Source organism: Pseudoalteromonas sp. S1727 (assembly GCF_005886375.1).
Taxonomy (GTDB): domain Bacteria; phylum Pseudomonadota; class Gammaproteobacteria; order Enterobacterales; family Alteromonadaceae; genus Pseudoalteromonas; species Pseudoalteromonas haloplanktis.
In genome coordinates this window covers 116846-129382 of record NZ_PNDT01000021.1, presented here as the reverse complement: position 1 = coordinate 129382, position 12537 = coordinate 116846, and the positions used below count along the sequence as shown (strand labels likewise).

Genomic DNA, 12537 nt, shown 5'->3' with positions numbered 1-12537 from the left:
CCGATTGAATCAAAATAGGAATTCGGCTATGGTTAATGCATCAATAAAAATAAATTAAAAACGAGTTAATCTACAGGCTCGTTAGCAATTTAATTTAGCATGTGGAATATCTTTTAACCCCTTTTGGTGTGGTTGAGCGTTATCAGAAATAACAATAATTGAAAATTTCAGGAAGAATATGAAAAATAAAGTTTTTAAATCCCTCATCTTTAGCTCACTCATTCTATGCAATTATGTCAGTGCCGCAGATTGTCATGATGTGTCACAAATTATTGCCAAACAACTTGAAGATAACTACGTAATTGAAAATACAGCAGCAACGTTAGCTCAGTTAATGCGTTCGCAATCATTTTTATCTGGTTGTGTTCGTCAAAAGTCATCTGAAGATATTGCTAAATTTATGACTTTGGAATTAAACAAAATTGCAAATGATAAACACCTCTCTGTCGTTTATGACCCACAATGGGTAAATGAACTGAAAACATACCGTTCTTCAGCACAAACTGAGTCGTTTGCGGATAACCGAGTTATGGAGACTCCGACAGATAACTATGGTTTTAAAAAAGTTGAAATGCTTGATGGAAACATTGGTTACCTCGACATAAGAGCGTTCTCTGACAGTCACTTAGGTGGTGAAACGCTTGAAAATGCGATGAAATTTTTACAGCATGCCGATGGTATTATTATTGATTTAAGGAACAACTTTGGTGGCAGTCCTTTTATGGTAACTTCATTGGCCAGTTACTTTTTTGACTTAGATACTGTTCATTTATCGACTTTTGAAAGTCGAGAGAATGGTGTGTTAACTCAAACGCAAGATTGGACGTCGCCTTATGTTCCGGGTCCTAGGTTTAAAGATACTCCTCTTTATATTCTCACCAGCAGTAATTCTGCATCCGCTGCAGAAGGCTTTAGCTATGCTATGCAAAGTTTGACGAGAGCAACCATTGTAGGAGAGGTAACTGCTGGTGCCGCTCATGCTAGAAGAGCAGAAATAGTAAATGACGATTTTATTCTCACTTTACCAACTGCACGACCTGTTGACCCCAGAACAAACGATAATTGGGAAAGAAAAGGTGTAAAACCAAATATTGAAACGAGCAGCGACAATGCACTTAATGTAGCTTATGCAGAGGTACTAAATACCTTAATAAAAAGTAAGAGTAGTAATCTCAGCTTGCACAAATGGGTCTATCCATTGGTTAAAGCGAAATCGAGCCAATACCAGCCAAGTCAGAGTGATTTCAATCAGATAGTAGGTACGTTTGGAGAGCACAAGGTATTTCAAGAAGGTGGTAAACTCTTTTATCAACATTCAGATGAGCCGGCCTTTGAAATTGAACTTCTTGATAAAGAAACTATCGTTTTTAAAGCGTTTACCGAGGCAAGGCTACAAGCAATATATAAAGATAAGCAAGTCATTGCATTGAAAATGCTCTCTTTGGGTAGGGATGAAAGAGAGTTTCAGAGAACGATGTAAAGATTGCTATCAAGGTTGTTAACTCGGACAAAAAACAGTTGGCTATGTTCGTACCTCACAAATTTTAGCCAACTATTTTTAGCCGGTTACAACGGCGTTAGCCCATAGAAATTCACCTAATACAGCCAACGAGCTAAAACGTTTCGTCCAAAAACGTGTTTGAGCGACTTTCGGTAATCGCTGTGAGTTCAACTGCGACATTGAAAGTTAATTGTTTTTAAATTTCGCTCTATAAACGGCCAAAAAAACTCCCACTGTTAAGATTGCTGCTGGTATTAACCATAAAATTTCATCAGACATGGTGATCTCCTTCGTCTATTTATAGTAATAAATTAGCTCATTGAATCATTAGCATCAAATACTTTAGCTGTTTGCGTTTGATGTTCCTAGTTAGTACTGAGGTCAAAACTAATTAGGAAATAATATGAACGATAAAAAATCCCCCTTCATTCGCCAATATGTACGAGCCAGTAAATCGCCGTGGGAGGACAGTTCAACCATTTTGCTGCTAGCAGACATTGTAGATGAGCAAAAGGAGGAGCTTAGCTTCACACATTACATTTATTTGCATCGAGATAGTGTTGGGAGTGTTTTAGGTATCAGTATTTCTCAGAAGTTTTTAGAAACTTACCCTGAATTTTCAGGGCGGTATCTAGAGGGAGTTGAAATGTTTGGATTTTTACTAATACATATTGAGGAAATAACTCATTTTTGCAGCTTATTTACTGCAGAATTTGAACGACTATTTATGCTTAAACCTAATGTGTTTTTTGCAGCAGCAGAAAGTATCTGGGTCGATATTATCGAAAATGCATAAAACCCTAAGCGGACCTCGGTTCGCTTTTTTATTTTGAAGACTCTAATTCAAATGTGTTTTAAAAAAATAATTTAAAATTAATAAAAAATGCCCATGCTTTGCCTCATCAGTGCTTACTTATCAATAACCTCATAAAAAGGGGTTGATACTAATTTATTACCGATAAGGAAACCCTATGACAAGTAGATATACGTCAACGCTAGATATTATCACCCTGTTAGAAGAGATAATAATGGTTATTAGAGATAACGACCATAAAATAAACAAATTGATGCTAAGCGCTGATAATCCCAACTTTAAAGGTTTGTGGGCGACTGTAGAGCCTCAAGTTTTTAACAAAAAGCACCTTAATTACCGTGGCGTAAAAGTTTTGATGTACAAATTAATGATTTGTTTAATCCAAGATGTCCACCAACCTGTGTCAGCATGGCCTGATTATGATGATGAGTTTTATGGTGAATCTGAGCAACCATTTAGTGATGAACCAGAAGAGCGCTTTGATTCAGTGTTTAGTAGCCAGTTTGAAGATGAGATGGAAGATGACTATAAGAATGATATTGAAGATGAGTTTAAATATGAGTGTGAAGAAGACCGTATAAACCGTAACATTCAAGATGTAATAAACTGCCTTCGAAATGAATAATACAGGGCACATACCAGTTATTTAAATCATAAAATAACAGCCTAACCATTACCCCTGAAATATGCCACGAGTCAATATTTGCAGACTCACTGCTTAAATTTAAATCTGGTTTAAGCAGCCAAACTTCAACCTATAGAGGTTACATACTTGGGGAGGGCGTGATGCAAATATAGCGTCTTGTTGTTACTTCACAAAAGCGTGTTTTTAATAATAATGTTGGCAAGGCTTTTAAAGGCAAACAACAAAAGGGAAGTGGATTAATATCCACTTCCCTTTTACTATTTGGTATTAGAGCTAATTTATTAAGTCAGTTGCTTATTCGTGGGGTTTTTAAATGGATGAGACGACTACTACCGTTCTTCGTCGTCCCAAAATCTAATGACTGAAGTTCATCAGTATTGTTGTCGTCTATATCAAAGGTAATAATGCTGCATTGTATTATGTTTATACACGCTACCTACCTATAGAACATCTCATTAATTTCTTCACACAGTTTAGTGCGGTAAATAATAGACGTACGCAGTAACTCTGCGTCGCTTTCGCTCAGCAGTGGGGTACGTGTTTTTTTGTCAAAACGTAGTGGCATTTCCTCAAATAATTGTGTGTGGAGACGCTTAATATCATCGAAAATTTGCTGTGACTGTGAAAACAAAAATACTTTGTTGTAATCGCCTTTTTTTAACGACGACAAGTATTTTAGCAATATAGCCTGTCGAGCGGATTTATTTTTAAATGAGTGTTCCACTTCAATCGCTGCAATTGAGTCATCAGGAAGTCGCACAGCGCCATCTACCGTTCGTGTATCGGATAGGTTATTAATACGTTTAAATTCAGGTTCGGTAATAAACCCATTCCACATTGGTGCGTACGTCCCATCACTGTGATAATTGTGAATGCCTCTGAGCATCACAAACGCATTAATCAAGTTGTGCATCACATTGTTCTGATTGAACTGCAGGGCAGGGTTTATATTGCCTCTAAAGTACACATCGATACCCATTAACTCTTCTGCAAACTTTGCAGCAGAGTAGGTGGGTACATATACTCGACCATCAAGGCTTCTATGTGTTTTTACTACGCGTAAAAAGCCGCCTTTTTCAAGCCGGTTTAAATGCTCTAACGCGAGGCGATGAGTGATGCCATATAACCAACGAACAATACTTGGTGTAACGATAGAAAACCGTATCGCAATAAGCACCGAAAGCTTGGTTCGATTAACGCCTTTTTGATGATTGTTTACGCCTTCAAAGTAGCGCATATTGATACCGAAGTAGCGAGGGTAGTGAATATGTAATTGATTATTTGCTTCTAAACTTTTTGATTGTTGCTGAGTCATTTCTTGAAATCTTTTAGGTGAGTTAATTTGTAAAATTAACTAGCGCCGCAACACACACATTACCGTTATTCGATGATTTAACCTCCGTTTTTCATTCCGAGATGCTTTAACAGCATGCACGTAATGGATGTCGCGATAATAATCGCAACAAAAAGCAGCTTTCAGCTGATGGCCTCTCAACTTCGTTGCTCAACCATAGGGTCTAAAACGCCCGCCAGCTCTGATGTTGCTCCGCAACGAGCTGACTCAACGCGCTATCGCGCTAGCGTTTGAGACCCTGCGCGAATGCACCGAGCTACGCTCTGTACTAACCGCCATCCTGCCGCATATGACAAGGCTGTGAGTGCCTCACTATTCGCCTTTTTCATTCGCTGTCATTTTTTACAAAAATGGGGGGTTCTCTCTCAATTTGTGCCAAATTTCAATCGAATTTCGCTGAGGCGAAACATTATCGCGGTTAGTACAGACCAGCTGTACATTCGCGCTTTCTCCATGTGTTTACGGCTTCGCCTACAACACATTACGCGCTTGTTGGTCTCATTCTGAGACGCTTTTTTTGCAGTTTCTCGTGCCGAGAAATGCGTTTTGACCCCCTGTCTTTCAGACAAAAAACGTCTCTAAATTAAGCCAGGAGCGTAATTTTTTAGCAATAAAAAGATAAAGTTTGTACTAAATAATGGGAAAAGTAGGGGGGTAATCAGTGCTAAATTCAAACTGTTTGTTGCTGAGCTTCGCAGTCAAACGAGTTTGTTTTTTATCATGAAATCATTAATGTTTCAAATAACATTAATTAAATTAATAGGCCCACTAAAATGAAAAGAAAATTAGACGTAATAGCGGTAAATCACAAAAACCCAGCTACAGGGTTACCGATACGTAATGCTGAGTACGGTAATACTGTCGACGTTGCAGGTAATCCATATGGGACTGACTTCAGTGACAGTTTATGGCAAGAAACAACTCATAATGACTCGGTTTACGGTACCGTTTTTGATGATTTTAATATTTATGATGATAGTTTCAGTGGCTTTTAATGCCAATAAAATTTGGCAAAAACGTATATTAATTGCTTATGTAATAACTTCGCTTGCAGTGATTACCCCACTCGCATATCAATACTTTGAAACACTGAATTTTGTATGGCTGGTTGCAATCAGCGTCTACTACGTTAAGGCTGGTATTGGTATAGAGCTGTATTTTAAAACTCGTATTGACGGCCAACAGAGTGTTCGTGAAATGCTCAAATGTGTTTTGTTTCGATTTTTTTAAAACTTTTTATTTGTCCTAAAGCAAAGCGCCCTGATTTAATCAGGGCGCTTTTTTTTGTTATTATGAATGAAGCTACAATCTTTAATGCGGGACTTCATCACTTTAACTACCTCAATGAATTTATATCTTAGAAAGCCAGTCACAATATGGATAGCCTACTTGCAAATAACTTGGTAAATTAGGAGTCTATAACTACTTTGCCTTTTTTGTTTAAAAAGCAAACTCACACGGAACATTGTGCCAACATGACTCAAATTACTCTCCAACAATTAGAATCTTTCCTATGGGAAACTGCCGATATTTTACGTGGCAACATGGATGCTTCAGAATTTAAAGATTACATATTCGGGATGATGTTTTTAAAACGCCTTTCAGACTCGTTCGATGAAGCACAAGAAACCGTAATCCAGCATTATTTATCAACCGGTAAAACAGAGGCACAGGCAAAAAAGCTATCACAAGATGAAGATGAATACGACAGCACTTTTTATATCCCTGAAAACGCCCGTTGGAGTGTTTTAAAAGATTTAAAGCACGACATAGGTGCAACGCTTAATAAAGCGACAGAAGCGATTGAAGAGCACAACAGCTCGCTTGAGGGCGTGTTAGTGAGTATCGATTTCAATATAAAAAATAAACTGTCTGATGCCAAACTACGTGACTTGCTTTCTCATTTTAGTAAGCACCGTTTACGTAACAGTGATTTTGAACGCCCTGATTTACTAGGTACGGCTTACGAATACTTAATTAAAATGTTTGCTGATTCGTCTGGCAAAAAAGGGGGCGAATTTTATACCCCAAGTGAGGTGGTACAGCTGCTTGTATCACTACTAGAGCCGCAAGCGGGTATGCGTGTATACGACCCTACCGCAGGCTCTGGCGGTATGTTGGTGCAAACACGTAATTATTTAGCGTCTCACGGTCAAAACCCATCAAATTTATCGCTTGCTGGGCAAGAGATGAATCTAAATACATGGGCTATTTGTAAAATGAATATGTTTTTACATGGCGTATTTAGTGCTGATATTCGTAAAGGCGATACTCTACGAGACCCACAGCATACCGAGCACGGTCAACTCATGACCTTTGACCGCGTTATTGCAAACCCACCATTTAGTTTAAAAAAATGGGGTAAAGAAGAATGTGATAACGACGGCTACGGGCGCTTTCCATATGGTACACCACCAAAAGACGCGGGCGATTTAGCGTTTGTACAACACATGATTGCCTCATTAAACGATGAAGGCATGGCAGGCATAGTCATGCCGCATGGTGTGTTATTCCGTGGCTCAAGTGAAAAAGCAGTTCGCCAAGGCATACTAGAAGACGACTTATTAGAAGCCGTTGTTGGCCTACCTTCTGGCTTATTTTACGGCACGGGCATACCTGCTTGTTTATTAATTATTAATAAAAACAAAGCGGCGATACGTAAAAACAAAGTGTTATTCATTAATTCAGAATTAGAATTTGAAGAAGGTAAAAATCAAAACAAACTACGCCCACAAGACATTGAAAAAATTATAGCTACATTTCATGATTATCAAGACATAAAACGTTACTCCAAAGTAGTCGATATTAGCGAGATTAAAGAAAACGACTTTAACTTAAACATTAGGCGCTATGCAGACACCTCACCACCACCTGAGATTTTTGATGTTCGCGCCATACTGCACGGCGGCATTCCTGTACGCGAAGTTGAAAGCGAATACATTCGAGAAGAAATACTAAAAGACTTTGACGTATTAATGGTATTCGATAAGCGCGATGAAAACTACTTTGTATTTAAACCACAGATTACCTCTAAAGAGCAAATTAGATCTTTTATTAATGAGAATATTGGTGGTGATGTTGAAGCGGCCGTAATTACACAACTAGAACGTTGGTGGGATAAATACCAGTTATCGTTACATGAGCTTGATGAGCAAGTGACAAGTGCAGAAGTTAAAATGAAAAGCTACCTAAAGGAATTAGGTTATGAGTAAAGTTATTCCAAATGATTGGTCTAGGGCTAAACTTGGTGATTATATTGGTGTTCAAGGCGGCAATGCTTTTAAAAGTGAATATTTCTCTGATAATGGTGTTCCAATTATACGAATATCTAATATCAAAAAAGACGGCAGTGTAAACCTAAAAGGTGCAGTTTATTTTGAAAAAGACTCTAATTTAGCAAAATTCAAAGCTATTAAGGGCGATATATTAATAGCTATGTCTGGTGCAACTACCGGAAAGGTTGGAAGATATAAGTCTGATGTCTTTTCTTATATTAATCAGCGTGTAGGTCGTTTTTTTCTTAAAAAGACTAACGAAGGCTGTATTGACTTTATACATCAAATCACCTCAGAAGATGAGTTTACCAACTCTGTTTTAATCGATGCTGTAGGTGGGGCTCAACCAAATATAAGCAACCAACAGATAGAATCTATCTTAGTAAATTTCCCTCCACTTTATGAACAACAAAAAATAGCCAAAATCCTCACTTCTGTTGATGAAGTGATTGAAAAAACACAAGCGCAAATAGATAAGTTAAAAGATCTAAAAACAGGCATGATGCAAGAGTTGCTCACCAACGGCATCGGACACACCGAATTTAAAGACTCCCCTGTTGGCAGAATCCCTGCTGAGTGGGATGTTGTAACGCTTGGAGATATCACTGTTGAAAGTGCTTTTGGCCCAAGATTTTCATCTGACGAATATGCTAGTAATGGTAACTTTGGTTGCATTAGAACAACTGATATGGATGACAGTTGGGATATTAATTATTCGACAGCCCCTCTAGCACGTTTGTGTTATGAAGAGTTCAAAAAGCATATACTTGTAGATGATGATTTACTCGTTACTCGCTCTGGCACATGTGGGTTAGTTGATGTTTTTCGTGAGCAACCTATACCTATGATTGCAGCCGCCTTTCTTATTCGTTTCCGATTAAATGAAAGTATGAACCCTTTTTTTGTTAAGTATCTAATGATGTCTGCGACTATTCAAGAAAAGGTCCAACTGCTAGCCTCCGGTGGTGTTCAACAAAACTTGTCTGCTACAAGCCTTAAAACTCTAAAAATACCGAAACCCAGCATCAAGGAACAAAAAAAAATAATTAAAGTTATCGAATCAATTAATAATCGTTTAGCTGATACGAAAAAGAAATTATCACTCAATATAAAATTGAAAAAAGCCCTAATGCAAGATTTACTCACTGGCAAAGTACGCGTCAAAGTAGATAGTGAGTAGCAATAAAACAGTCAAGGACGACAAGTAATGAAAACCAATGATATCAAGCAACTTAAAGATAATGGCATTGTGTTAGATCAGTTTCATGAAGATTTAAAAAACACGGCGGATGAAAATAATAAAGTTAAAATGACCGACTTTAAATCTCCGTCTTTTTACTTACCACCTATTAGTAAAGTATATGCACTTTTAGGTTTTATCACGAATCAAAAACAGCTAATCGACTTGTTAGAAAGCACCTACGACACGCAACTAAATGTATCGCGTACTAATAAATATGCCTTTTTTAAGCAAGGCGTTGGCTTAAGAACAGTTAGCAAAATAATTGGCTGGCTTAAAGTTATCCCGTTTCCTTTTGAGCAATTGGCTAATAAAAAAGTGATGGTTAAAGTTAATCGTGCAATCAAAACGGGGTCTAATGCCGCCAGCTGGTTTGCTGGAGTAAATAGCTTTCAAGTTGGCTTTAAACGCTCTGGCCAAACAGATCATGAATTTACCTTATTGTTTAATTTTATTGAACAACGTTGTAATACTGAAGTGGCTTTTTTATTGGATATTAAAAAAGAAGTTAAAGCGGGTAAGTTGTCATCTAGTGATATTGTTACGGCATGGAAAGCACAATATCCGCTATGGGAAAATAACCCATATATCCCCTCAAATGTTATTGAAGACTTTGTTGAAATATTGGTTCTCCATCAGCAAGGGAGTAAATTAAATGAGGAGCAAACTTTATCTTTCATCAAAAGCTACATTTATCTGCATTTTGATTTTTTTCTAGAAGCTATAACCCATTACGAAGTTGGTTGCCGCATATATTACGGCAAGAACAAAGACAGAATAGAAAATGAGCTCGGCATGATCACTAAGGCTATTTATGCTTATGCTACACAAGATGAAGTAAAAAGCTGCTTTGCTGGGTTATTAAAAGAGTTTAAGGATTTTTTATCTGAAACTATAGAAAAGACAGGCTACAGGAAGTTAGCAACTTTTATTGAACTTGAAGGCAGTGAAAACAACGATTTTGGCGAGTCAGTTGAAGATAAGCAGTATAACCAACTTAAAGATTGGCGAAATGGCGTGAACCTACCTAGCAATAAAAAGTTAATGGCATTTTTGAACAACCTAGATGAATTTGCCAGCGCCTCAAGTGGCTATGTCACATTCGATATGTGCAAAGTAACAATGGGTGTAGATAAGTTGGTAAATGAGCTTTTACTGCAAACCCAAAAAGAAAACTGTAACCAAGCATCCGTTGAGCTAATAATAAAAAAGGTGCTTGCTAATGTCCCTAGTTATTACAAAACTAACTTAAGGGCTAGGCTTGAAAACAATAGCCAGCAACATGTTTGATTGGTCAAATTGTTGTTCGCTCATATATTCAAGGAAATGAGCTAAACGCTAATAGTTGCAACACCTTCAGAATTAGTGAGTTTGATGGCTTCTCGGAAAATGTGACATTTAAATTTGATCACTATAAAAGTAATAAGAGCTAACAATGCCATCATGCATAGATAGCTAAAGCTACCGAACAAATTCTCGCGGCTAGATTTTGTACCTTTAATGTTAGCGCTAGCATATGGCAGCGGATAGAACGGTTAGCATACCGGAAACCGATAAGGAATATAGATGGCAACTGTAAGAGGCATGTTTCAGTCGGTATTTAGATTAATTGGGGTAGTATCAGCCTATTTTTTAGATACTGAGATTAAAAGTCTATTCTTCCATTTCTGTAAATGGATATTGGCACCAATAGGTGTAATGGTAATTATTGCATTGGTTTGGTTCTCTATCATGCAAGGTAACGAGCGTTCGTATTGCTTCAAGCATGGTATTAGTAAAGAAAATTGTGACCGTTTTATAAAAGACGGATATTAGTGTGTTACAAATACACATTACATTTTAGAGGTAGCAATGAGTTTTATATGTGCAGATTGCATTAATATTGAATCAATAAAAGTAGAAATCAGTAAAAAAACTGCTCATGACTTATGTTTCTATTGTGGTGATGAAAAAAAGTATATTGCTAGTAAAGAAGCTATTTTCGACCTTTTCGAATCTCGATTTATGGAATCTGTTATACCATTGTCTGAATGTAGTCCTATGGAAGTGGCTATGTTTTATCACGGAAATGATAGTTTGTGCGTATCAGAGATTTGGGAGATGATAGACAATTTAGAAGTTGGCTCTGAACAATTACGAGATGATTTGACTGATCATATTATTGGGTCACTAAATACTGATGAAAATTTATTTGTCTACAATGATGGTACTCTCGAGCATAATGTTTATGAATCTAAATGGGCTGAATTTATAAAGTCTATTTCTTATAACCATAGGTTTTTTAATGATTCAGCAAAAGAGTTTTTGAATTCTTTATTTTCAATTATTCAAGAGAATGGCGTTATTATTGATGAAGTCATTCAAGAAATTAATCAAGATACCTCAATGTTTAGGGCAAGAGTTGCAAACTCGGCAAATGAAAGAGCTGAGATTTTCAGTGACCCAGCAAACCAACTTGGTCCAGTCCCACAAATATTAGCTACTGATCAACGAATGACACCTACTGGTATTTCAGCATTTTATGCTTCAAGTGACCGAAAGACATGCTTTAGCGAGGTTCGTGCTATAACTGGTGATAGCGTTATGTCGGCGGAGTTTAGGACAACAGATACTTTGAGGTTATTAGATTTAAGAAAATTAACAGAAATAAGTAAAATGCAGTTTTGTCCACTTGAAGCTGATTTTGTAGATAACTCTCATAAATCACAATTCATCAAACAATTAATATTCTTACTATCCAAGCCAGCATCTAAAAGAGGGACATCCACCTATCTTGAAACGCAAATTATATTTGAGTATTTACGCGTTAACTTTGGTGCTGATATACATGGTCTAGTTTTTAGCTCAGTGCAAACAGGAATGGAGGGGCTTAATGTTGTTTTATTTCCAGAACACTCTGAAGTACAGCCTTTTTATTATAACTCTCAAAAAGTAAGTGAGTGTAATGAACACCATAATAGTGAATATGAGTATTATCATTATACAGTGACGACTTCTGGTGATACGCCTAAGTCACAAACTAATAAAATGCTAAAGTTTGTAGAGGGTTCAATAAAGTTACATTACATAAAAGCTGTAAAAACAGAGGCAAGAGAATTTGATCTAGAAGTCACGCTAAAGTCGAAATAAAATTCCATACAAGGCATTTGAACACAACTAAAACTGTTGATTAGATTTCGCTCCATTACGCATAATAACCCGCGATTTCAGTCCGCTTATGACACATATATAACTGTCAGATTTGATAATTCCTATTAATCAAACCTGACACCTCAAGTTAAGACTTATTTTGCCAAGCTAAACAAAGTCTAAATAACTTTATTCATCATCTAGCTGTTCTTGCCAGTTTTCTGGGCGTTCGTCCTCACCGCGACTTTGCCAATAGGCATCGTTTTCAGGGTTAAGTTGGTCAGCGCGGTTGTCGATATCATGTTGAGACATAATTATATTACTCCGTTATTTTTGTTTTTTGCTGCCGCTCGTTGTGCTTTTGCTGCAAAGCTGCCTTTTTCAATAATTCCACCATTCGCTTTTGCTTCTTGGCGTTGAATTCTGCGGGCTGCGTCAGTTGTCATTGGGGTTTTATTGGTGCTCATGTGCACACTCCTTATATAGTTAATGATTATTAACAGAAGCCTCTGCTAACGAAACGGATTATGCATTGAATAATAAGCGCTGGGATGGGGGGGAAACCGTCCAAAATGATT

Annotated in this window: 13 protein-coding genes; 10 read left to right on the top strand and 3 right to left on the bottom strand. The window is 37.2% G+C overall.

What is annotated here, in order from left to right:
* Window positions 1-178 precede the first annotated feature (178 nt).
* From CWB85_RS07075 to CWB85_RS07065, 3 genes are all read left to right on the top strand, one after another.
* The gene (locus tag CWB85_RS07075) at window positions 179-1480 is read left to right on the top strand and encodes a S41 family peptidase (RefSeq protein ID WP_138554517.1); all 1302 of its coding nucleotides are present in this window, start codon (window positions 179-181) and stop codon (window positions 1478-1480) included.
* A gap of 424 nt (window positions 1481-1904) precedes the next feature.
* Window positions 1905-2297 carry a hypothetical protein gene (locus tag CWB85_RS07070; RefSeq protein ID WP_138554516.1) on the top strand — a complete coding sequence of 131 codons (393 nt, stop codon included), beginning with the start codon at window positions 1905-1907 and terminating at the stop codon, window positions 2295-2297.
* A gap of 175 nt (window positions 2298-2472) precedes the next feature.
* Window positions 2473-2940, top strand: coding sequence for a hypothetical protein (locus CWB85_RS07065; RefSeq protein ID WP_249314804.1), 468 nt, complete (start codon window positions 2473-2475; stop codon window positions 2938-2940).
* A 457-nt stretch (window positions 2941-3397) separates the two neighbouring features.
* Here CWB85_RS07065 and CWB85_RS07060 read toward each other — a convergent pair whose 3' ends face one another.
* Window positions 3398-4276 (bottom strand): hypothetical protein, encoded by an 879-nt coding sequence (locus CWB85_RS07060; RefSeq protein ID WP_138554515.1) that lies wholly within the window; start codon window positions 4274-4276, stop codon window positions 3398-3400.
* A gap of 812 nt (window positions 4277-5088) precedes the next feature.
* Between CWB85_RS07060 and CWB85_RS07055 the strand changes: the two genes are divergently transcribed.
* From CWB85_RS07055 to CWB85_RS07030, 7 genes are all read left to right on the top strand, one after another.
* On the top strand, window positions 5089-5310 hold the full coding sequence (locus CWB85_RS07055) for a hypothetical protein (RefSeq protein WP_016710676.1): 222 nt from the start codon (window positions 5089-5091) through the stop codon (window positions 5308-5310).
* Window positions 5285-5545, top strand: coding sequence for a hypothetical protein (locus tag CWB85_RS22465; RefSeq protein ID WP_158217516.1), 261 nt, complete (start codon window positions 5285-5287; stop codon window positions 5543-5545). The genes CWB85_RS07055 and CWB85_RS22465 overlap by 26 nt, the downstream gene beginning before the upstream one ends.
* 245 nt (window positions 5546-5790) lie before the next feature.
* Window positions 5791-7527, top strand: a complete 1737-nt coding sequence (locus tag CWB85_RS07050; protein WP_138554514.1) for a type I restriction-modification system subunit M — start codon at window positions 5791-5793, stop codon at window positions 7525-7527.
* The gene (locus CWB85_RS07045; protein ID WP_138554513.1) at window positions 7520-8770 is read left to right on the top strand and encodes a restriction endonuclease subunit S; all 1251 of its coding nucleotides are present in this window, start codon (window positions 7520-7522) and stop codon (window positions 8768-8770) included. Before CWB85_RS07050 ends, CWB85_RS07045 begins: the two co-directional genes overlap by 8 nt.
* Before the next feature lie 27 nt (window positions 8771-8797).
* Window positions 8798-10120, top strand: coding sequence for a hypothetical protein (locus CWB85_RS07040; protein ID WP_138554512.1), 1323 nt, complete (start codon window positions 8798-8800; stop codon window positions 10118-10120).
* Between the two features lie 276 nt (window positions 10121-10396).
* Window positions 10397-10645: a hypothetical protein gene (locus CWB85_RS07035; protein WP_138554511.1), complete on the top strand. Its 249-nt coding sequence runs from the start codon at window positions 10397-10399 to the stop codon at window positions 10643-10645.
* Between the two features lie 36 nt (window positions 10646-10681).
* A complete protein-coding gene (locus tag CWB85_RS07030) occupies window positions 10682-11959 on the top strand; it encodes an RES family NAD+ phosphorylase (protein WP_138554510.1) in 1278 nt (425 codons plus the stop codon).
* Between the two features lie 189 nt (window positions 11960-12148).
* Here the strand turns inward: CWB85_RS07030 and CWB85_RS22955 are convergent, their stop codons facing one another.
* On the bottom strand, window positions 12149-12271 hold the full coding sequence (locus CWB85_RS22955; RefSeq protein WP_259399802.1) for a hypothetical protein: 123 nt from the start codon (window positions 12269-12271) through the stop codon (window positions 12149-12151).
* Window positions 12272-12273: 2 nt separating this feature from the next.
* Complete coding sequence (locus CWB85_RS07025; RefSeq protein WP_138554509.1) at window positions 12274-12426, bottom strand: hypothetical protein; 153 nt, start codon at window positions 12424-12426, stop codon at window positions 12274-12276.
* Window positions 12427-12537 lie beyond the last annotated feature (111 nt).

Coding starts and splice junctions, on each gene's coding strand:
- CWB85_RS07070 (WP_138554516.1), top strand. CDS start 1,905: ATGAACGATAAAAAATCCCCCTTCATTCGCCAATATGTACGAGCCAGT.
- CWB85_RS07050 (WP_138554514.1), top strand. CDS start 5,791: ATGACTCAAATTACTCTCCAACAATTAGAATCTTTCCTATGGGAAACT.
- CWB85_RS07055 (WP_016710676.1), top strand. CDS start 5,089: ATGAAAAGAAAATTAGACGTAATAGCGGTAAATCACAAAAACCCAGCT.
- CWB85_RS07045 (WP_138554513.1), top strand. CDS start 7,520: ATGAGTAAAGTTATTCCAAATGATTGGTCTAGGGCTAAACTTGGTGAT.
- CWB85_RS07030 (WP_138554510.1), top strand. CDS start 10,682: ATGAGTTTTATATGTGCAGATTGCATTAATATTGAATCAATAAAAGTA.
- CWB85_RS07035 (WP_138554511.1), top strand. CDS start 10,397: ATGGCAACTGTAAGAGGCATGTTTCAGTCGGTATTTAGATTAATTGGG.
- CWB85_RS07075 (WP_138554517.1), top strand. CDS start 179: ATGAAAAATAAAGTTTTTAAATCCCTCATCTTTAGCTCACTCATTCTA.
- CWB85_RS22465 (WP_158217516.1), top strand. CDS start 5,285: ATGATGATAGTTTCAGTGGCTTTTAATGCCAATAAAATTTGGCAAAAA.
- CWB85_RS07060 (WP_138554515.1), bottom strand. CDS start 4,276: ATGACTCAGCAACAATCAAAAAGTTTAGAAGCAAATAATCAATTACAT.
- CWB85_RS07040 (WP_138554512.1), top strand. CDS start 8,798: ATGAAAACCAATGATATCAAGCAACTTAAAGATAATGGCATTGTGTTA.
- CWB85_RS07065 (WP_249314804.1), top strand. CDS start 2,473: ATGACAAGTAGATATACGTCAACGCTAGATATTATCACCCTGTTAGAA.
- CWB85_RS22955 (WP_259399802.1), bottom strand. CDS start 12,271: ATGTCTCAACATGATATCGACAACCGCGCTGACCAACTTAACCCTGAA.
- CWB85_RS07025 (WP_138554509.1), bottom strand. CDS start 12,426: ATGAGCACCAATAAAACCCCAATGACAACTGACGCAGCCCGCAGAATT.